The organism is Mycobacterium numidiamassiliense, from assembly GCF_900157365.1.
In the GTDB taxonomy this organism is placed as follows: Bacteria; Actinomycetota; Actinomycetes; order Mycobacteriales; family Mycobacteriaceae; genus Mycobacterium; species Mycobacterium numidiamassiliense.
Genome location: NZ_FUEZ01000004.1, coordinates 1,897,587 through 1,916,597 on the forward strand (window position 1 = coordinate 1,897,587; position 19,011 = coordinate 1,916,597).

Here is a 19,011-nt window from a genome sequence, read left to right on the forward strand (position 1 = left end):
TGGCCTAACTTCGTTGGGTGGAGACGCAGGAAACCACACGCCCCGATGGGCAGTTAGGGATGGGCAATGGGTGAGTCGAGTCGCCCCGCGGGCCCGGTTGCGACGATGACGGCCGAACCGCGCTCCACGCCGCTGTGGCGGGTCGCGGCCTCCTGTCTGGTCGGCTCGGCGATCGAGTTCTACGACTTCCTCATCTACGGCACCGCGGCTGCGCTGGTGTTTCCCGCGGTGTTCTTCCCGGGCCTCAGTCCCGGGGTGGCCATGGTCGCCTCGATGGGAACATTCGCCACGGCGTTTCTCTCCCGGCCCATCGGCGCGGTCGTCTTCGGCTACTTCGGCGACCGGCTCGGCCGCAAGAAGACGCTGGTCGCCACGCTGCTGATCATGGCCATGGCCACCGTGGGCGTCGGCCTGGTGCCCAGCACGGCGTCCATCGGCATGGCCGCGCCGCTGATCCTGATGGTCCTGCGTCTGGTGCAAGGGTTCGCGGTGGGCGGCGAATGGGCCGGGTCGTCATTGCTGAGCGCCGAGTACGCGCCCGACGGCAGGCGTGGCCTGTTCGGCATGTTCACCCTGCTCGGCGGCGGTGTCGCGGGAATCATGAGCAGCCTGACCTTCCTGGGCGTGAACGTCACCATCGGCGAATACAGCCCGGAGTTCCTGCAGTGGGGCTGGCGGGTGCCGTTCCTCATCAGCGGGGTGATGATCGCCGTGGCCCTGTATGTGCGGCTCAACATCGACGAAACTCCGGTGTTCGCCGAGGAAAAGGCCCGCAACCTGGTGCCCAAAACGCCACTGTCCGAGTTGCTGAGGCTGCAGCGCCGCGAGATCGTCCTGGCCGGGGGCAGCGTGCTGGGCTCGATCGCCTTCGTCTACATGGGCAACACCTACCTGGCCATGTACGCGCATTCGCACCTGGGCTACACGCGCACCTTCATCTGGACGGTCGGGGCGCTCAGCGGCCTGGTGAGCGTCATCTCGGTCGTCATCTCGGCCACTCTGTGCGACCGCGTCGGGCGCCGCCGCCTGATGTTGATCGGCTGGGCGGCGTGCCTGCCGTGGGCGTTTGTGGTGATTCCGTTGATCGACTCCGGCAAACCCGTGTTGTACGCGGTCGCGATCGTCGGCATGTTCGCCATCAACGGCATCGGCAGCGGGCCCACCGGGGCCTTCATCCCGGAGCTGTTCGCCACCCGCTATCGCTACAGCGGAGCGGCGCTGGCGGTGAACCTGGCCGGCGTGATCGGCGGCGCACTGCCGCCGCTGATCGCCGGGACGCTGCTGGCGACCTACGGCAGCTGGTCGATCGGCGTCATGCTCGCCGCCCTCATGTCGGTCAGCCTGGTGTGCACGTATCTGCTCCCGGAGACCGACGGCACAACGCTGCGCGCGCCGGCGCCCGTCAGCTCAGTTGGCGTGTAGGTCCTCGTTGAGGGCGATGCCCTGACCGCCGCGGGCCACCACTTCCACGGCCCCGCTGACCGAATTGCGGCGGAACAACAGGTTGTTACCGCCGGAGAGTTCGACTGCCTTCATCGTCTTGCCTTCGGGCGTAATGACTTTGGTGCCCGCGGTGACATAAAGGCCGGCCTCGACGACGCAGTCGTCGCCCAGTGAGATGCCCACCCCTGCGTTGGCGCCCAGCAGACACCGCTTGCCGACCGAGATGACTTCTGTCCCACCGCCAGACAGCGTGCCCATGATCGAGGCTCCGCCGCCGATGTCGGACCCGTCGCCGACGACCACGCCGGCCGAAATGCGGCCTTCCACCATCGACGCGCCCAGGGTGCCGGCGTTGTAGTTGACGAAGCCCTCGTGCATCACGGTGGTGCCCGGCGCCAGGTGCGCGCCGAGCCGGACCCGGTCGGCGTCGGCGATGCGGACCCCGGTTGGCACGACGTAGTCGACCATGCGGGGAAACTTGTCCACGCCGTACACGGTCACCGGGCCCTTGCGGCGCAGCCGCGCGCGGACCGCTTCGAAACCATCGATCGCGCAGGGCCCGTGATTAGTCCACACCACATTGGTCAACACCCCGAACAAGCCGCCGGCGTTCAGCCCATGCGGCGCCACCAGTCGGTGTGACAGTAAATGCAGCCGCAGGTAAGCGTCGTAGGCGTCGGCGGCCACATCGTCGAGTGAGCCGATGACCGTGCGGACCGCGACGGTCTCGGTGTTGCGATCGTCATCACGGCCGACCAGCCCGCCAAGTTCCGGTGGCACATCCGACAGCGCCAGGCGCGACGTGCCAGTGCTGCCCGATTCGGTCAGTTCCGGTGCGGGGAACCAGGTGTCGAGGATCGATCCGTCGGCGGCCAGCGTCGCCAACCCGATGCTTGCAGCTCCAGTCACGGTCGCCACGGTACTGGCCGCACCCCAACGATTAACCTTGGGGGCGTGCTGGACTTGCAGGGCGATCCGATCGAGCTGACCGCGGCGCTGGTGGACATCCCCAGCGAATCACGCGACGAAGCGCGCATCGCCGACGAGGTGGAGGCCGCGCTGCGCGCCCAGACCTCCGGCTTCGAGATCGTCCGCAACGGCAACGCCGTGCTGGCCCGCACCCGGCGAAACCTGCCGTCGCGGGTGCTGCTGGCCGGTCACCTGGACACCGTGCCCGCGGCCGACAACCTGCCCAGCCGCCGCACCACCGACCACGACGGCGACGTGCTGCACGGTTGCGGCACCGCCGACATGAAATCGGGTGACGCGGTGTTTCTCCATCTGGCGGCCACGGTGGCCGAGCCGGTGCATGACCTGACCCTGGTGCTCTACGACTGCGAGGAAATCGATTCGGCCGCAAATGGTTTGGGCCGCATCGAGCGCGAGCTGCCGGACTGGCTGGCCGCCGACGTCGCGATCCTGGGCGAGCCCACCGCCGGCTACATCGAGGCGGGCTGTCAGGGGACGCTGCGCGTGGTGATCAGCGCCGCCGGAACACGGGCGCACTCGGCGCGATCCTGGTTGGGCGACAACGCAATTCACAAGCTGGGCACCGTCCTGGACCGGCTGGCCCGCTATCAGGCCCGCACGGTGGACATCGACGGGTGCGCGTACCGCGAAGGGTTGTCAGCGGTCCGCGTCGACGGCGGAGTGGCCGGCAACGTCATTCCCGACGCCGCATCCGTCACGGTCAACTACCGCTTCGCCCCGGACCGGACGCCCGTCGACGCGCTGCAACACGTGCACGACGTGTTCGACGGCATCGACGTGCAGATCGAGCAGACCGACTCCGCGGCGGGCGCACTACCCGGCCTGTCGCAGCCGGCCGCCAAGGCTCTGGTCGAGGCCGCCGGCGGGCAGGTCCGGGCGAAGTACGGCTGGACCGACGTGTCCCGGTTCGCCGCGCTGGGCATACCCGCGGTCAATTTCGGCCCCGGCGATCCCAACCTGGCGCACACGCGCGACGAGCGGGTGCCCGCCGCCGCGATCTCCGCGGCCGTGGCGATGCTGCGGCCTTATCTGGGCGGCTAGGAGTACTGCGCCGCCTGCGCGGCGGCATCGGAGGCCGCCGCGCGCATGCCCAACGACGCGAACTCGTCGGACACCGTTCGCAGTGCCGTGCCGTCGCGGGCCGCCAGCGCCTGGGCGTGGGCGAGGGCGAGGCGGCCGGCGACGCAATCGATCTCGCCGCACAGCCGCGTCAGCGGGTCCACCGCGCGGCTGTCCCCGAGCCGGACGGTCTCGTGCCAGGCCTGCAGCGCAACACCGTGCTGCCCGCCGCGCTCCGCCATCCGGGCCGCATCGCGGGCGGCCGCGACCGCGCCGTGGATATCACGTCCCGCGGCCAGCCGCCAGGCCCGCGCCACGCCGAGCTCCGGCCCGAACAATGCCGACTTGGTTCCGTGTCGGGATTCGGCCTTGCTCAATACCTTTGCCGCACCAGCGATGTCGTTCTGCTGTGCCAGCGCGGACGCCAGCAGCATCAGGGACAGCGGTCCCCAGGAGTACCCGGTGCGTTCCAATGCGGCGCTCGCCGGGCCGAGTAGCGTTGCGGCGTGGCCGAATTCGCCGGCGGCGATCAGCACATGCGCGAGTAACACCTCACCGATCGCGCGGCCCGGCTGCTGTAACTCGGCGAAATCGGTGAACTGCCTGGCGAGTTCGGCCGCGGCCTCGAGCTGGCCGGCCATCAGCAAGGTGGTGGTCTGACCGAGGCCGACCGTGAAGCGCAGCAGCCCCGGATGCTCGGCGTCCATCGCGCGCCGCGCCAACGGCTCGACCTCATCGAAGCGGCCCTGTCGCGCCGCGCACAAGGTCGCCGCGCTGGCCGCCCAGGCCACCGCCTGGTCGTCGGCGGATGGCGACGCCAGCACCTCGGTGGCGATGTCGACGGCATTGGCGAGGTTGCCCGCGTTCATCGCGAAGGTGGCGCTCAGCGCGTCCAGCGTGACCCGTGGACCCGCATCCGGAATCCGGTTGCGGATGGTCTGCAGGAAAGCCGTCGCCCGCTCCGGCTGGCCGAGCATGAAGAACTGATTGGCCGCCCGCGGCAGCGTCCAGGCCATCAGCTCCGGCTCGCTCAGTTCGGCGGGGTCGATCGCGGCCAGCAGCGCCTCGGCCTCCCGGCCGCGGCCCTGGAACGCCAGCGAATTCGCCAGCGCTAGCCGCGCCGCCAGGTCGCCGGAGCGGTCCAGCGCCGAGCGGGCCAGCCGTTCGCCAAGGACGAGGTCGCCCAGCCGCAACGCCTGCACGGCCGCGGCGATCACCTCGGCCACCGGCTGCTCGGCGTCACTGTCCAGCGCCAGACACGCCAGCCGCAGCCGGTCGCTGAGCTCATCCGACGGCCGCTGCGAAAGCCGGTGGACCAGCTCGGTGCGGCGTCGCCGGGCCCCCTCGCGGCCCAGCACCGCGAGCGTCCGTTCGGCGAACAACGGGTGGGCGGTGTAGGCCACCACATCGGCCGGGTCGTCCGCGCGCGCCCGGGTCTCCGCCGCGCCCCAGTCCTGCGCCTCGGCCACCGCGCCGTCGCCGGCCAGCGCCGCCAGATCGGTGACCGACAGCGGCTCGGCGACCGCGAGGAATTCCAGCACTGCCCGCGCCGGCGTGGGCAATTCGGCGATGAATTCGTCGACCCCGGCCGGGTTGGCCGCGTCGGCCCCCGCGACATCGACGCGATCCAGCAGGCCGTCGGACCACAGCGCCGCGATCGCCTCGGGCGTCGCGCCGAACTCGGCGCCGCGGGCGGTGACGATCATCCGGGCGGTACCGGCCAACGCGAGCTGGTAGACCAGCGTCGCCGACAGGATGTCCAGCTGGTGGGCGTCGTCGACCACGAGCAGCAGCTGACCCGGCACCCCGCGCGCCAGCGAGGCCCGGGCGGCGCGCAACAGCGCGGCCGGCTTCCCGACGTCGGCGATGTCGACCAGGTGGCCGAACGCGCCGAACGGGACCATGCGCTCGGTCGGGGTCCCGGTGACCCAGCGGACGACGGTGTCGGGATACCGCTGGCTGAGATGTTCGGCGGCCAGCCGCGCCAGGGTGGATTTGCCGATGCCGTCGGGTCCCAGCACCACGGCCCCCGGCCGCGAGGAATCGACCAGGGCAGCGTCCAGCTGCTCCAATGCGGCCTCGTGTTGAGGGACGTTCCATCGAATCGGCACCAGCCGGAGTGTATTGCGCCTGTGTCCTCGGTCACTGCCCGACCGGTGAGAGGCCCGACTGTGCGCGTCGTCGAGCTTGGTCTACCTTTGGCGGATATGCGCGCCGAACGCGATTCATCCCGCGAATGGGCGGTGTGTGTCTACTGCGCATCGGGACCCATGCATCCCGAATTGCTGGAATTGGCCAGCGAACTCGGCGAGGCGATCGCCGACCGCGGCTGGACGTTGGTGTGGGGCGGCGGCCACGTCTCGGCGATGGGTGCGGTGTCGAGCGCGGCACGGGCGCGAGGCGCGACGACCATCGGCGTCATACCGCAACAGCTGATGCGCCGCGAGATTGCTGACGCGGCGGCCGACGAGCTGATCGTCACCGACACGATGCGCGACCGGAAGCGGATCATGGAAGACCAGTCGGATGCGTTTCTCGTATTGCCGGGCGGCGTCGGCACTCTCGACGAGCTGTTCGAGGCGTGGACGACGGGCTATCTGGGTATGCACGACAAACCCGTGGTGATGCTGGATCCCTGGGGCCATTACGAGGGCTTGTGGGTTTGGTTGAACGGGTTGCTGGACAGCGGGTACATCTCGCAGTTGGCGATGGACCGGCTCATCCTGGTCGATAAGGTGGGTGCCGCATTAGAGGCGTGCGCGCCGTAACTTTCGGATGCGTCAAGGGGAATTGAGGGGTCACGTGTCCGGTCACGACGGAAAAGCGCGCAAACCGGTCGGCCTGGCCGACATCGCGTCGGGCATACCCGGTGTGCTGGCCGACTTGCTGGTGATCGTGCGGGGAACGCTGACCGGGCTGGTGGCCCGGCCGAACGCGCACAAGTCGATCGGGTCGGTGTTCCAGGATCGGGCCGCCCGCTTCGGCGACCGGGTGTTTGTGACATTCGGCGACCAACAACTGACCTACCGCGACGCCAACGCCGCCGCCAATCGCTACGCCGCGGTGCTGGCCTCGCGCGGTGTCGGGCACGGCGACGTCGTCGCGATCATGTTGCGCAACTCGCCCCGCACGGTGGTGGCCATGCTGGCAGCGGTCAAATGCGGTGCGGTCGCCGGCATGCTCAACTACCACCAGCGCGGCGACGTGCTGGCGCACAGCATCGGACTGCTGGAAGCCAAGGTGCTGGTCGCGGAGACCGATCTGGTCAGCGCCGTCACCGAATGTGATGCCCCGGCGGCCACCGCGACGCTGACCATCGACGACCTGGAGCGGTTCGCCGAGGGCGCGCCGGCCACCAACCCCGCGTCCACGTCGGCGGTGCAGGCCCGGGATCCCGCGTTCTACATCTTCACCTCGGGCACCACCGGATATCCCAAGGCGAGCGTGATGACCCACCGACGGTGGCTGGCGGCGCTGGCCGCATTCGGCGGTTTGGGGCTGCGGCTGAAGAGTTCCGACACGCTCTACAGCTGTCTGCCGCTCTACCACAACAACGCCCTGACGGTCGCGGTGTCGTCGGTCATGAACTCCGGAGCGACGCTGGCGCTGGGGAAGTCGTTCTCGGCCACGCGGTTCTGGGACGAGGTGATCGCCAGCCAGGCCACGGCGTTCATCTACATCGGCGAGATCTGCCGGTACCTGCTCAACCAGCCGGCCAAGCCCACGGACCGCAAACACAAGGTCCGGCTGATCGCCGGCAACGGGCTACGGCCCGAGATCTGGGACGAGTTCACCCAGCGGTTCGGCATCGCGCGAGTGTGCGAGTTCTACGCATCCAGCGAAGGCAACGGCGCGTTCATCAACATCTTCAACGTGCCGCGCACAACCGGGATTTCGCCTTTGCCGCTCGCCTACGTGCAATACGACCCGGACACCGGCGCCCCGCTGCGCGACGACAACGGCCGGGTTCAGCGGGTGCCCGCCGGCCAGCCCGGCCTACTGCTCAGCCCGGTCAACCGGCTGCAGCCCTTCGACGGCTACACAGACCAGGAGTCGACCGAAAAGAAGTTGGTGCGCAACGCTTTCCGCGAGGGGGACTGCTGGTTCAACTCGGGCGACGTGATGAGCCCGCAGGGTATGGGGCACGCCTCTTTCGTCGACCGGCTCGGTGACACCTTCCGCTGGAAGGGTGAGAACGTCGCGACGACTCAGGTGGAAGCGGCGCTGGCCACCGACAAGTCCGTCGAGCAGTGCACGGTCTTCGGCGTCGAGATTCCGCACACCGGCGGCCGGGCCGGGATGGCCGCCGTCAAGCTGCGCGACGGCGGCGAGTTCGACGGCGCGTCACTGGCCCGCGCGGTGTACGACCAGCTGCCCAGCTACGCGCTGCCGCTGTTCGTGCGGGTGGTGGAGTCGATCGAGCAGACCACGACGTTCAAGAGCCGCAAGGTCGAGCTGCGTGAGCAGGCCTACGGCTCCGACGTGGCCGACCCGCTCTACGTGCTGGCCGGCCGCGACGAGGGCTACGTGCCGTACTACGACGAATACCCGGAAGAGGTTGCATCCGGTAAGCGGCCGCAGGGCTGAGGCTCGGCCAGCACGTTTGTCACATTGGCCACACCAGTTCCTGAATTGGGGAGCGTGCTGCCGTTTCAAAGGTGATAGCGCATGCGCTATCACCTTCGCGGATCGGTCATGGACAAGCGTGCCGGTGCTGGCGTGATGGATGTGACGGATGTGACGGATGTGACGCCAGCCCAGGGACCGCTCCCCGTTAGCCCGACACCATGCACTATGTACAGGTGCAAGCAAGTCTGTGCGGCCGGCCGGTCGCGGGGGATCGCGCGCTGATCATGGCGATCATCAATCGCACGCCGGATTCGTTCTACGACCGCGGTGCGACGTTCAGCGACGAGGCCGCCCGGGCCGCGGTCCATCAGGCGGTCGCCGATGGTGCCGACGTCATCGACGTGGGTGGGGTTAAGGCGGGCCCCGGCGAAACTGTCGACGCGCAGACCGAGATCGCCCGGCTGGTGCCGTTCATCGAATGGCTGCGGGGCGCCTACCCCGACCAGCTGATCAGCGCCGACACCTGGCGCTCCGAGGTGGCCAGGGTCGCCTGCGCGGCGGGCGCGGACCTGATCAACGACACCTGGGGCGGAATCGACCCCGAGCTGCCCGACGTGGCCGCAGAGTTCGACGTGGGGCTGGTCTGTTCGCACACCGGCGGCGCGCTGCCCCGGACCCGCCCGTTCCGGGTGCGCTACGGAACGACCACCCGCGGTGTCGTCGACGACGCCATCCGCCAGGTGACCGCCGCCGCCGAGCGGGCGGTCGCGGCCGGGGTGGCCCGCGATCGGGTGCTGATCGACCCGGCCCACGACTTCGGCAAGAACACTTTCCACGGGCTCGCGCTGTTGCGGCACATGGGCGACCTTGTTAAGACCGGGTGGCCGGTGCTCATGGCTTTGAGCAACAAGGACTTCGTCGGGGAGACTCTGGGGGTGGGATTGACCGAACGTCTCGAGGGAACGCTGGCTGCCACCGCGCTCGCGGCGGCCGCCGGTGCGCGGATGTTCCGGGTGCACCAGGTTGCGGCCACCCGGCGGGTTTTGGAGATGGTCGCCTCGATCGAAGGGACGCGCCCGCCTGCGCGCACCGTGAGGGGACTTGCATGACCGCATCGGAGCTGGTCGCCCGCGATCTCGCCACCGGGGCCATCGCGGCCCGGCCCGGCGACGTCTGGCTGTCCAGCCCCAGCTCGAGTCGTTCCGGCCGGACCCTGAAGCAGCTGCAAGAGGCGAAGGCCGGCCGCACCATCTCGGTGGTGCTGCCCGCCCTGAACGAGGAAGCGACGATCGCCTCGGTGATCGAGAGCATTTCACCGCTGCTCGACGGGTTGGTCGACGAGCTGATCGTGCTTGACTCGGGCTCCACCGACGACACCGAGATCCGCGCGATCACCGCGGGCGCCAGGGTGGTCAGCCGTGAACAGGCGTTGCCCGAGGTGCCGACCCGCCCCGGCAAGGGCGAGGCGCTGTGGCGCTCACTCGCGGCCACCAGCGGTGACATCGTGGTGTTCGTCGACTCCGACCTGGTCGACCCGCACCCGATGTTCGTGCCGTGGCTGGTCGACCCGCTGCTCACGAGTGACGGGATTCACCTGGTCAAGAGCTTCTACCGGCGGCCCCTGATGGTCCGCGAGGCCGACGGTGTCGAGGATGCGGATGGCAGTGCGGGCTCCACCGGTGGCGGGCGGGTCACCGAGCTGGCAGCCCGGCCGTTGCTGGCGGCGCTGCGGCCGGAGCTGGGCTGCATATTGCAGCCGCTGGGCGGCGAGTACGCGGCCACCCGGGAATTGTTGACGTCGCTGCCGTTCGGGCCGGGGTACGGGGTCGAGATCGGCCTGCTCATCGACACCTTCGACCGATTGGGCCTGGGCGCGATCGCGCAGGTCAACATGGGTGTGCGGGCGCACCGCAACCGGCCGCTGGCCGAGCTGGGGGCGATGAGCCGCCAGGTCATCGCGACCCTGCTGTCGCGGTGCGGGATTCCCGACTCCGGCGTCGGGTTGACGCAGTTCTTCGCCGGCGACGAGGGCTACACACAGCAGACGTCGCCGGTGTCGCTGGTGGACCGGCCGCCGATGAATCTGCTCAGGCCACGCTGATCGCTGAATTGTCGGCGCCGTAGGGCAAGATGACGGCGTGGCATTGGTCTTGCTGTACTTGGTCGTGTTGGTCCTGGTAGCGGTCGTGCTGTTCGTCGCGGCCAGTCTGCTGTTCGGCCGCGGTGAGCAGCTGCCCCCGCTGCCGCGCGGCACGACGGCGACCGTGCTGCCCGCCTACGGCGTCACCGGCTCCGACGTCGACGCGGTGAAATTCACCCAGGTGCTGCGCGGATACAAGACCAGCGAGGTGGACTGGGTCCTGGACCGGCTGGCTCGCGAGCTGGAGACGCTGCGCGGCCAGCTGGCGGCGGTGCACGCATCCTCGGTTGCCGCCGCCCCTGAAGGCGTCGAACACGACCCCACGGAACCTCAGGACGGCGAGGACCGTCAGGACTAGACGTGGGCGATGACGGATTGATTCGGTGCGACTGGGCGAGTTCCCAGTCAAAGATGTACCGCGATTATCACGACCAGGAGTGGGGCCGGCCGTTGCACGGCCGGGTGGCGCTGTTCGAGCGGATGAGCCTGGAGGCCTTCCAGAGCGGGCTGTCGTGGCTGATCATTTTGCGCAAACGGGAGAACTTCCGGCGTGCCTTCTCCGGGTTCGACATCGAGGAGGTCGCCGGGTTCACCGACGCCGATGTGCAGCGGTTGATGGCCGACGCGGGCATCGTGCGCAACCGCGCCAAGATCGACGCGACGATCGCCAACGCCCGCGTGGCCGCCGAGTTGGGGTCCGGCGACGAGTTGTCCGAGCTGCTGTGGTCGTTTGCGCCACCGGCCCGGCCGCGGCCCGCCGACAGCTCCGAAATCCCTGCGGCCACTGACGAATCGAAGGCGATGGCCAAAGAACTCAAACGGCGCGGCTTCCGGTTCGTCGGGCCCACCACCGCCTACGCGCTGATGCAGGCGACCGGGATGGTGGACGACCACATCCGCGCCTGCTGGGTGCCTTCGACGACTTCTTAGGGCGCATTGATCGGCTCGCCGAGGCCCTCACAGCCGGGTCTTGTGCATTTGGTCACCCGGATAGGGAACAATAGAAGGGTGATTTGGCAGTTCAACGTCGGGTACGGCTGGAAATTCGCTGGCGGGTCATGCTCGGCGCCGACCGCGCCCGCGAGGACGGGCCAGCTCGAATCTGGAGGGAGCACTCGATGGCGGCGATGAAGCCCCGGACCGGAGACGGTCCTCTGGAAGCAACCAAGGAGGGGCGCGGCATCGTGATGCGAGTACCACTCGAGGGTGGTGGTCGTCTTGTCGTCGAGTTGACGCCCGACGAAGCCGCCGCCCTAGGCGACGAACTCAAGGGTGTCACCAGCTAGGCCCTTCGCACCGAAGGTGTCCGGTCCGCCAAGGCGCGTAACCACCTGCCGGGTTAGGCGCAGACCTTCCGGTAGATGTCCAGCGTCTGCTCGGCGACCTGGACCCAGGAGAATTCGTCGATGCAGCGCTGGCGTCCGGCATGACCGTAGCGCTCCGCTTTTTCTGGGTCGGCGACGAGCGCATTGACCGCGGCGGCAAGCCTGTTCTGATACCCGGTCGGGTCGTCAGCGTCGTAGTGCACCAGCGACCCGGTAAGCCCGTCGACGACCACCTCGGGTATCCCACCGACGTCGGAGGCCACCACCGCCGTCCCGCACGCCATCGCCTCCAGGTTCACGATGCCCAACGGCTCGTACACCGAGGGGCATACGAAAATTGTTGCGGCCGAGAGGATTTCGCGTAGCTCCGCGCTGGGCAGCATTTCTTGGACCCAGAAGACCCCGGAGCGGCTGGCGGCCAGCCCAGCCACCGCGGTCCGAACTTCTTCGGCCAGCTCCGCCGTGTCGGGCGCCCCGGCGCACAGCACCAACTGCACGTCAGGGCTGAAGTGGTGCGCGGCCGCCACCAGGTGGGCGACGCCCTTTTGCCGGGTGATCCGACCGACGAACGCCACCATGGGCCGACCGGGATCGACCCCGAGGTCGGCCAGCACCGATCCGGTTCGCCCCGGCCCGGCCGGATACCACACGTCGGTGTCGATGCCGTTGTGGATGACATGCACAACGCTGGGATCCAGGGCGGGGTAGACCCGCAGCACGTCCTCGCGCATGCCCGAGCTGACCGCGATCACCGCGTCGGCGGCCAGCACCGCGTCGTGTTCCACCCACGTTGACACCCGGTAGCCGCCGCCGAGCTGCTCGGCCTTCCACGGCCGCCGCGGTTCCAGCGAATGCGCCGTCAGCACGTGCGGCACGTCATGGAGCATCGCGGCCAGGTGCCCGGCCAGCCCGGTGTACCAGGTGTGTGAGTGCACGACCGTCGCGGCCGACGCGGCATTGGCCATCACCAGATCTGCCGACAACGTGGACAGCGCCGGGTTGGCATTGCGCAGCCGCGCGTCGGGCCCGTAGGCGAATGCGTCCGGGCGCGGCGCACCCATGCAGTGCACGTCGACCGTGCACAATCTGCGCAGCTGGGCGACGAGTTCGGTGACGTGTACCCCGGCCCCGCCATAGACCTCTGGTGGGTATTCCCGAGTCATCATCGCCACCCGCATACCCGCACCGTAGTTGGCGCCGACGCGTCGCGCGCGCCGGGGGAGGACAAAAGGTCACGGCGATCGGCGCGCCGAAATGAGCCAAATACCTTGACGGACAGACCGTCAGCGGGTGACCGGTTGGAGGGCCAATACGTGTTGCCCCTGGCAGCTGTTCCCGGTGGCCATTAGGTTTGGAGCTATGAGGGAAGCGCCCCATGTGCTGGGCATCGTCATGGCCGGCGGTGAGGGCAAACGGCTGTACCCGCTGACCGCGGACCGGGCCAAGCCCGCAGTTCCCTTCGGTGGCGCCTACCGGCTCATCGACTTCGTGCTGTCCAACCTCGTCAACGCCCGCTATCTGAGGATCTGCGTTCTCACGCAATACAAGTCGCATTCACTTGACCGTCATATTTCGCAGAATTGGCGGCTGTCCGGTCTGGCCGGTGAGTACATCACCCCGGTACCGGCTCAGCAACGCCTTGGCCCGCGCTGGTACACCGGCTCCGCCGATGCGATCTATCAGTCGCTCAACCTGATCTACGACGAAGACCCGGACTACATAGTGGTTTTCGGCGCCGATCACGTATACCGGATGGACCCCGAGCAAATGGTCCAGTTCCACATCGAGAGCGGCGCCGGTGCGACCGTGGCCGGCATCCGGGTGCCGCGCGCCGCGGCCAGCGCGTTCGGGTGCATCGACGCCGACGAATCCGGCCGGATCAGGAACTTCTTGGAGAAGCCACTGGAACCGCCGGGAATTCCGAATGAGCCGGAAACCTCGTTCGTCTCGATGGGCAACTACATCTTCACCACCAAGGTGCTGATCGACGCGATCCGTGCCGACGCCGACGACGACAACTCGGATCACGACATGGGTGGCGACATCATCCCGCGATTGGTGGACGACGGGATTGCCGCGGTCTACGACTTCTCCGACAACGAGGTGCCCGGCGCCACCGATCGCGACCGGGCGTACTGGCGCGACGTGGGAACGCTGGACGCGTTCTACGACGCGCACATGGACCTGGTCTCGGTGCATCCGGTGTTCAACCTGTACAACCGGCGCTGGCCCATTCGCGGTGCGACGGAGAATCTGGCGCCGGCGAAGTTCGTCAACGGCGGCTCCGCCCAGGAGTCGGTGGTGGGCGCGGGCAGCATCATCTCGGCCGCTTCGGTGCGCAACTCGGTGCTGTCGTCGAACGTGGTCGTCGACGACGGTGCGATCGTCGAAGGCAGCGTGATTATGCCCGGCACGCGGGTGGGCCGCGGCGCGGTGGTCCGCCACGCGATCCTGGACAAGAACGTCGTCATCGGCCCGGGCGAGATGGTCGGCGTGGATCTGGAAAAGGACCGGGAACGTTTCGCGATCAGCAGCGGCGGTGTGGTCGCCGTGGGCAAGGGCGTCTGGGTCTAGGTCGCCGCTAGCCCGGGATCTCCGGGATGAGCAGGTGTGCGCCCCGATCGGGTCCCCAGTGCAAGGTGATGCGACCGCGCCCGGAATTCGAGTAGGCCGCCGGGAATTGGCCGGTGAGTTTGGCGGTCGGGCACAGCCAGCGCCCGGCGACCACCAACCGCAGCTGCTCGCCCGCCCTGAACAACGTCGCCGACGGCCCCAGCGCCACGTCGACGCGGACCACCTCACCGGCGGACACCGGCCGCGGCTCAGTACACGCCGCCACTGGCTCCCAGGGCTGGGAAAGCTCGGGGTCCAGCGCGCGCAGCGAAACTCGCTGCCAACCGGTGGTCACCCGGTCGCGGCCGTAACCGTACGATCCCTCGAACTCGACGAATTGTCCATCGCGCCACTTCTCCACGCCGACGAACAGGTTCGCGTCATCGCAGCCCTCCAGTTCGACCCACAATCGGGCGACCATCGGACCGGTCAGCTCGGTGTCTTCGGACGCCGTCCAACTGAATGCTGCTGCACGAGAATGTGTTTCGAATGTCACGCCGTCCGGGGTGGTTGGCGCCTCGGTCGTCAATTGCCCGGCAGTCAGATATAACGGCCGCCAACGGGTGCGGGCCAGCGGCCACTCGGCTTCCTCTCGCACCGCAGTGACGGTATCGCGGTCCTCGCGCACTTCCAGGCGGACACTGCGGGTCTCGGGTGACCCGTCCAGCACGGCGCGGAAGAACCTCAGCTGCTCGGCCAGCGCGGCATCGGAATAGAACGTCGCCCACTTGCCGCCGCGATGGGTGTAGAGGCGGGCGTGCTTGGAGCCGACCCGGGTGAACGCCCGCATCGAGCCGCGACTGTGCAGGTTGTTGTCCGAGAAGCTGCCGCAAACCAGCATGGGCACGTTGATCGCCGTCAGGTCGGGGGCCAGCGATTGCCAGAAGTCGTCGCGCAGCGGGTGCTCGTCTTGCATCTGCACGAGGTTGTAGGTCTGCCGCGTCGTCCGATCGACGATGCGCCCCCACAGACGCGCGAAGCCGACCTCGCGAATACCGCCGGGAAACATCAGGTCGCGGTAGACGTCGGTCCAGCCCTCCCACGGACAGATCGCCCGCAGCGCCGGTGGCTGCAGGGCAGCGACGGCGTACTGGCTGATCGCCAGGTACGACACCCCGAGCATGACGACATTGCCGTCGCACCAAGCTTGTTCAGCGATCCACTGCACCAGGTCATAGGTGTCCTCGGCCTCCTGCCGCGACAGCAGCTTTCCGGTGCCGTCGGAATGACCGCAGCCACGCGCATCGGCATTGACCACGATGAAGCCCTGCGGCACCCACCACGACGGGTCCGGTGCCTCCCACCCGGTCAGCGCCGAGAACGACACCGGTTGGGGCTGGCGGATCACCCGGTATTGCAGCGAATAGGTCCACATCATGGCGCGCCGCTTCGGCAGATTGTCCTTGCCGTAGGGATGGATGCTCAGAATCACCGGCCTGGGGGCGTCGGCATCCTCGCGACAGACGTTGATGCGCAGCACTGTTGAATCCCGTGTTGGCACGTCGACGTCGCGGTCGATAACGATATCGGCGGGCGCTTCGGTGACCGTGACGGGCGGTCGGACCATGCCGCGAATCCGGGTCAGCGCGTACCGCAGCGCGCTCGGGCGCCGCCACGGCGCGTGAAATTCCCCTGTCTTCACGATCGCAGATCGCGCCGTCGAAAAGCCATGGCGCCCAACGCGATCAGCATCGCATCGATGGCCAGCAGCCACAGCAACGGCACGGCGGTGAAGTCCTTACCAACCCGCGGCACGTGGCCGAACGGTTCGAGGTCGAGCACCCACTGGGGAAACCCGGCCAGCGACCCGATCAGGTACAAGGCGACGAAGCCGACCAGAACCCCCCACGCCACCGGCGTGAACCGTGGCGCCACGCCGAACAACCCGACGGCGATGGCGGACAGTAGCCAGACGGCGGGCAGCTGCACGGCCGCGGTGGCGGCGACCATCGCCACTTTGCCGACGATGTCGCCGTCCGCGATGCCGTAGACCAGTCCGCCCACGACGCCGGCGGCCAGCATCGCGACCGCGGAGCCGAGCAGCGCGATCACCACATGGCTTGCCAGCCAACGACTTCGCGAAACGGCCCCGGCCAGTGTTGTCTCGGCTCGCTGATCGGATTCTTCTTGATGCGGTCGCAGAGAGAGCGATATGGCAAACGCGGCGGCCACCATGCCCATCATCGTAAAAGCCACCGCGATGAAGGCTTCCTCCAGCGCGCTGGTGCCGCCCATCCGCGCGACCATGTCACGGGCCATCCCCGAGCCGAGCTCGTCGCCGACGCCATGCGCGACGCTGCCCATCAACAGGCCGAACAGGCACACGCCCACGGTCCACAACAGCAGTGCGCCGCGGTCCAGCCGCCACGCCAGGCCGAAGGCGTTGCTCAGCGTCGGGGCCGCACGACCGGGGCCGGCACGCTCGGCGACGAGCCCGGCGCCGACGTCGCGGCCGGCGAGCAGCCGGTAGGCCACCGCGGTGAGGACGGCCGCGGTCGCCAGATGCAGCAGCAGCACCCACCAGCGGTCACCGGCATAGGGCCGGACCTGTAACGACCAGCCCAGCGGCGACAGCCACGACCAGGGGCCGGAGCCGGCATCGCCGATGGCGCGCAATGTGAATGCGGCCGCCAGGACGGCGAACGCGGAGCTGCGGGAGAACCGCGGGCTGGGTGAGAGCTGCGCGGTGACCGCGGCGACGGCGGTGAACACCAGCCCGGAGCCGGCCAGCGCCGCCCCGAAGGCCAGCGATCCGCCGGCGGGGACGGCGGTGCTGAGCAATCCGGCCGCGCCGATCGCGCCGGTGGCGATCGAGGCCCCGAACGACAGCATCAGCGCCGCACTGAGGCTGGCGTAACGGCCGATGGCGGTCGAGTCCATCAGTTCGGTGCGTCCGGCTTCCTCGTCGGCGCGGGTGTGCCGTATCACCGTGAGGATGACGGCCACGGCGATCAGCACGTGAAACATCCCGGCTTTCCAAATGCCAACCGCGCCAAGGCTGTTGTTGTACACCTGACCGTAGAGCGCGCGCTGGGCGGGGCTGGCCATGATGGAGGCGGCGAAGCCGGCCCGCGCGGCCTCGGTGGGGTAGACCTTTTCGATGCTTCCGACATAGACCGTGGCCAACGGCAGCGACAGCAGCAGCACCCACAGCGGCAGCGAGACCCGGTCGCGGCGCAGATAGAGGCGCAGCATGCCGAGAGTCCCAGAGAAATTCGAACTACGTTGCGGCCCAATATGTCCCGCGGGATCCGGCCGTTGCAGAGTTGCCGTGCTCATCACGCGGAAACCTTCTTGTCGCTGCGTCCGGTGTCGTAATGGCGTAAGAACAGCTCTTCCAGGGTGGGCGGCTGGCTGATCAGGCTGCGCACGCCGGCGTCGCCGAGCACCCGGATGAGCTCGCCGAGGCTCTCGCCGTCGACCTGTGCGCGCACCGTGTTGCCGTCGACGCTGATGTCCTCGACGCCCTTGATCCGGGTGAGGTCTCCCGGATCACCCGTCATCTCGGCCTTGATCGAGGTGCGGCTCAGATGACGCATCGAGTCCAGCGTCCCGCTCTCGATGGTCTGGCCGGCCCGGATGATGGTCACCCTTTCGCACAGCGCTTCAGTCTCGGCCAGGATGTGGCTGGACAGCAGCACCGTCGCGCCGCGGTCCCGCGCTTCGGCCACGCACTGCTGAAAGATGTTCTCCATCAACGGGTCCAGCCCACTGCTCGGTTCGTCCAACAGCAGCAGCGCTGCGCGCGACGAGAAGGCGGAAATCAGGGAGACTTTCTGCCGATTGCCCTTCGAGTAGGTGCGGGCCTTTTTGTGCGGATCCAGGTCGAAGCGCTCGATCAGCTCCTTGCGGCGTCTGTCATCGATGCCGCCGCGCATGCGGGCCAGCAGATCGATGGTCTCGCCGCCGGTCAGCGACGGCCATAGCGTGACATCGCCCGGTACGTAGGCGATCTGGCGATGCAATTCGACGGAGTCGGTCCAGGGATCGCCGCCCAGCAGTCGCACGCTTCCGCTGTCAGCTTTGACCAGACCCAACAGGACGCGGATGGTCGTCGACTTGCCCGCGCCGTTGGGCCCGAGGAACCCGTGCACTTCCCCGGCCCGCACCGTCAGATCGAGCCCGTCGAGTGCTCGCACCGCACCGAAATTCTTCATCAGACCGCGGACTTCGATCGGCGCGGAGTTGGCGGAGTTGTCAACTGTCATGGCGTTCTCCTTGATCTTCGGCGGCCAGAAATGCGTCGTACATGGTGCGGTCGGCCATCAGGCCCTCGGTGTAGATCTCGAGGGCCGGCAGCACCATGTCTCGGGCGTAGTCGCGAAGGACGGCCCGCAGATCCGTTGGGTTGTCGTGCATCTGGATATAGAGCAGAAAGCCACCGCCGCCGGTCATGGCCAGATACCGTGACCTGGCATGGGGGTCGCGGCTGGGCTTGATGGTCCCGGCTCGCACGCCCTCGTCCATGTACTGCTCTGCGTTGTCAATCATTCTCTGCCACAACATCTTCGCCAGGTCGCCGCCGGTCTGCATGCTCCGCACCAGGTATGCCATCAACGGCGCATAGCCCTCGACCTCGGCCAGCTGCGCGAACCATGTCGCGGGGTCGTTGGACTGCATGGCTTCGGACTTGCTGCTGTAGATCTCCTCGGCGACGAAGTCGTCGCACGCCTTGCGCAGGCCCTCCTTGGAGCCGAAGTGATGGATGACCAGTGCGGCGCTGACCCCCGCGGCCTCGGCGATGGCGCGCAGCCCGACGCCGAAGCCGCGCTGACCGAACTGCTCGATGGCCGCGTCACGGATTCGAGCGGCTGCGGTCAAGTCAGCTGAACGCATGTTCAGCACACTAAACGCTCGTTCAACCGGAGGTCA

The 19,011-nt window shown here is 68.2% G+C and carries 17 protein-coding genes; 10 read left to right on the top strand and 7 right to left on the bottom strand.

Annotated features, from left to right (window positions below):
• The first annotated feature begins 105 nt into the window (after window positions 1-105).
• Complete coding sequence (locus MNAB215_RS17670; RefSeq protein WP_425436543.1) at window positions 106-1,422, top strand: MFS transporter; 1,317 nt, start codon at window positions 106-108, stop codon at window positions 1,420-1,422.
• Here the strand turns inward: MNAB215_RS17670 and dapD are convergent.
• A complete protein-coding gene (dapD, locus tag MNAB215_RS17675) occupies window positions 1,408-2,361 on the bottom strand; it encodes a 2,3,4,5-tetrahydropyridine-2,6-dicarboxylate N-succinyltransferase (RefSeq protein WP_108637652.1) in 954 nt (317 codons plus the stop codon). The two genes, MNAB215_RS17670 and dapD, sit on opposite strands and share 15 nt — an antisense overlap.
• Window positions 2,362-2,397: 36 nt before the next feature.
• Here dapD and dapE point away from each other — a divergent pair, with 36 nt between their 5' ends.
• On the top strand, window positions 2,398-3,474 hold the full coding sequence (gene dapE, locus MNAB215_RS17680) for a succinyl-diaminopimelate desuccinylase (protein WP_077079984.1): 1,077 nt from the start codon (window positions 2,398-2,400) through the stop codon (window positions 3,472-3,474).
• Here dapE and MNAB215_RS17685 read toward each other — a convergent pair.
• A complete protein-coding gene (locus MNAB215_RS17685; RefSeq protein WP_077079985.1) occupies window positions 3,471-5,603 on the bottom strand; it encodes an AAA family ATPase in 2,133 nt (710 codons plus the stop codon). The two genes, dapE and MNAB215_RS17685, sit on opposite strands and share 4 nt — an antisense overlap.
• Before the next feature lie 96 nt (window positions 5,604-5,699).
• On the opposite strand from MNAB215_RS17685, the gene MNAB215_RS17690 reads away from it, so the two are divergent.
• The 7 genes from MNAB215_RS17690 (at window position 5,700) to MNAB215_RS17720 (ending at window position 11,487) form a co-directional block, all read left to right on the top strand.
• On the top strand, window positions 5,700-6,260 hold the full coding sequence (locus tag MNAB215_RS17690) for a TIGR00730 family Rossman fold protein (RefSeq protein ID WP_077079986.1): 561 nt from the start codon (window positions 5,700-5,702) through the stop codon (window positions 6,258-6,260).
• A 34-nt stretch (window positions 6,261-6,294) separates the two neighbouring features.
• Complete coding sequence (gene fadD6, locus MNAB215_RS17695) at window positions 6,295-8,079, top strand: long-chain-acyl-CoA synthetase FadD6 (RefSeq protein ID WP_077079987.1); 1,785 nt, start codon at window positions 6,295-6,297, stop codon at window positions 8,077-8,079.
• A gap of 200 nt (window positions 8,080-8,279) precedes the next feature.
• A complete protein-coding gene (gene folP, locus MNAB215_RS17700) occupies window positions 8,280-9,170 on the top strand; it encodes a dihydropteroate synthase (protein ID WP_077079988.1) in 891 nt (296 codons plus the stop codon).
• Window positions 9,167-10,162, top strand: a complete 996-nt coding sequence (locus MNAB215_RS17705; RefSeq protein WP_077079989.1) for a glucosyl-3-phosphoglycerate synthase — start codon at window positions 9,167-9,169, stop codon at window positions 10,160-10,162. The genes folP and MNAB215_RS17705 overlap by 4 nt, the downstream gene beginning before the upstream one ends.
• Before the next feature lie 37 nt (window positions 10,163-10,199).
• A complete protein-coding gene (locus MNAB215_RS17710) occupies window positions 10,200-10,559 on the top strand; it encodes a DivIVA domain-containing protein (protein WP_077079990.1) in 360 nt (119 codons plus the stop codon).
• 2 nt (window positions 10,560-10,561) lie between these two features.
• A complete protein-coding gene (locus MNAB215_RS17715; RefSeq protein WP_077079991.1) occupies window positions 10,562-11,131 on the top strand; it encodes a DNA-3-methyladenine glycosylase I in 570 nt (189 codons plus the stop codon).
• Window positions 11,132-11,319: 188 nt separating this feature from the next.
• Window positions 11,320-11,487: a DUF3117 domain-containing protein gene (locus MNAB215_RS17720; RefSeq protein ID WP_003406247.1), complete on the top strand. Its 168-nt coding sequence runs from the start codon at window positions 11,320-11,322 to the stop codon at window positions 11,485-11,487.
• Window positions 11,488-11,540: 53 nt separating this feature from the next.
• Here MNAB215_RS17720 and glgA read toward each other — a convergent pair whose 3' ends face one another.
• Window positions 11,541-12,704 carry a glycogen synthase gene (gene glgA / locus MNAB215_RS17725; protein WP_077079992.1) on the bottom strand — a complete coding sequence of 388 codons (1,164 nt, stop codon included), beginning with the start codon at window positions 12,702-12,704 and terminating at the stop codon, window positions 11,541-11,543.
• A gap of 181 nt (window positions 12,705-12,885) precedes the next feature.
• On the opposite strand from glgA, the gene glgC reads away from it, so the two are divergent.
• A complete protein-coding gene (gene glgC, locus MNAB215_RS17730) occupies window positions 12,886-14,100 on the top strand; it encodes a glucose-1-phosphate adenylyltransferase (protein ID WP_077079993.1) in 1,215 nt (404 codons plus the stop codon).
• A gap of 7 nt (window positions 14,101-14,107) precedes the next feature.
• Here glgC and MNAB215_RS17735 read toward each other — a convergent pair whose 3' ends face one another.
• The 4 genes from MNAB215_RS17735 to MNAB215_RS17750 all read right to left on the bottom strand — a co-directional run bounded on the left by MNAB215_RS17735 (window position 14,108) and on the right by MNAB215_RS17750 (window position 18,975).
• Window positions 14,108-15,706, bottom strand: a complete 1,599-nt coding sequence (locus MNAB215_RS17735; protein WP_083746329.1) for a CocE/NonD family hydrolase — start codon at window positions 15,704-15,706, stop codon at window positions 14,108-14,110.
• Between the two features lie 71 nt (window positions 15,707-15,777).
• Window positions 15,778-17,418 (bottom strand): ABC transporter permease, encoded by a 1,641-nt coding sequence (locus MNAB215_RS17740; RefSeq protein WP_108637655.1) that lies wholly within the window; start codon window positions 17,416-17,418, stop codon window positions 15,778-15,780.
• Window positions 17,418-18,347 carry an ABC transporter ATP-binding protein gene (locus MNAB215_RS17745; RefSeq protein WP_077079995.1) on the bottom strand — a complete coding sequence of 310 codons (930 nt, stop codon included), beginning with the start codon at window positions 18,345-18,347 and terminating at the stop codon, window positions 17,418-17,420. Before MNAB215_RS17745 ends, MNAB215_RS17740 begins: the two co-directional genes overlap by 1 nt.
• The gene (locus MNAB215_RS17750; protein ID WP_077082107.1) at window positions 18,337-18,975 is read right to left on the bottom strand and encodes a TetR/AcrR family transcriptional regulator; all 639 of its coding nucleotides are present in this window, start codon (window positions 18,973-18,975) and stop codon (window positions 18,337-18,339) included. The genes MNAB215_RS17745 and MNAB215_RS17750 overlap by 11 nt, the downstream gene beginning before the upstream one ends.
• Window positions 18,976-19,011 lie beyond the last annotated feature (36 nt).

Bases quoted from the DNA above. Each gene is read 5' to 3' on its own strand.
- MNAB215_RS17670 (WP_425436543.1), top strand. From the start codon at position 106: ATGACGGCCGAACCGCGCTCCACGCCGCTGTGGCGGGTCGCGGCCTCC.
- MNAB215_RS17690 (WP_077079986.1), top strand. From the start codon at position 5,700: ATGCGCGCCGAACGCGATTCATCCCGCGAATGGGCGGTGTGTGTCTAC.
- folP (WP_077079988.1), top strand. From the start codon at position 8,280: ATGCACTATGTACAGGTGCAAGCAAGTCTGTGCGGCCGGCCGGTCGCG.
- MNAB215_RS17705 (WP_077079989.1), top strand. From the start codon at position 9,167: ATGACCGCATCGGAGCTGGTCGCCCGCGATCTCGCCACCGGGGCCATC.
- MNAB215_RS17720 (WP_003406247.1), top strand. From the start codon at position 11,320: ATGGCGGCGATGAAGCCCCGGACCGGAGACGGTCCTCTGGAAGCAACC.
- glgA (WP_077079992.1), bottom strand. From the start codon at position 12,704: ATGCGGGTGGCGATGATGACTCGGGAATACCCACCAGAGGTCTATGGC.
- glgC (WP_077079993.1), top strand. From the start codon at position 12,886: ATGAGGGAAGCGCCCCATGTGCTGGGCATCGTCATGGCCGGCGGTGAG.
- MNAB215_RS17735 (WP_083746329.1), bottom strand. From the start codon at position 15,706: ATGGTCCGACCGCCCGTCACGGTCACCGAAGCGCCCGCCGATATCGTT.
- MNAB215_RS17740 (WP_108637655.1), bottom strand. From the start codon at position 17,418: ATGAGCACGGCAACTCTGCAACGGCCGGATCCCGCGGGACATATTGGG.
- MNAB215_RS17745 (WP_077079995.1), bottom strand. From the start codon at position 18,347: ATGACAGTTGACAACTCCGCCAACTCCGCGCCGATCGAAGTCCGCGGT.
- MNAB215_RS17750 (WP_077082107.1), bottom strand. From the start codon at position 18,975: ATGCGTTCAGCTGACTTGACCGCAGCCGCTCGAATCCGTGACGCGGCC.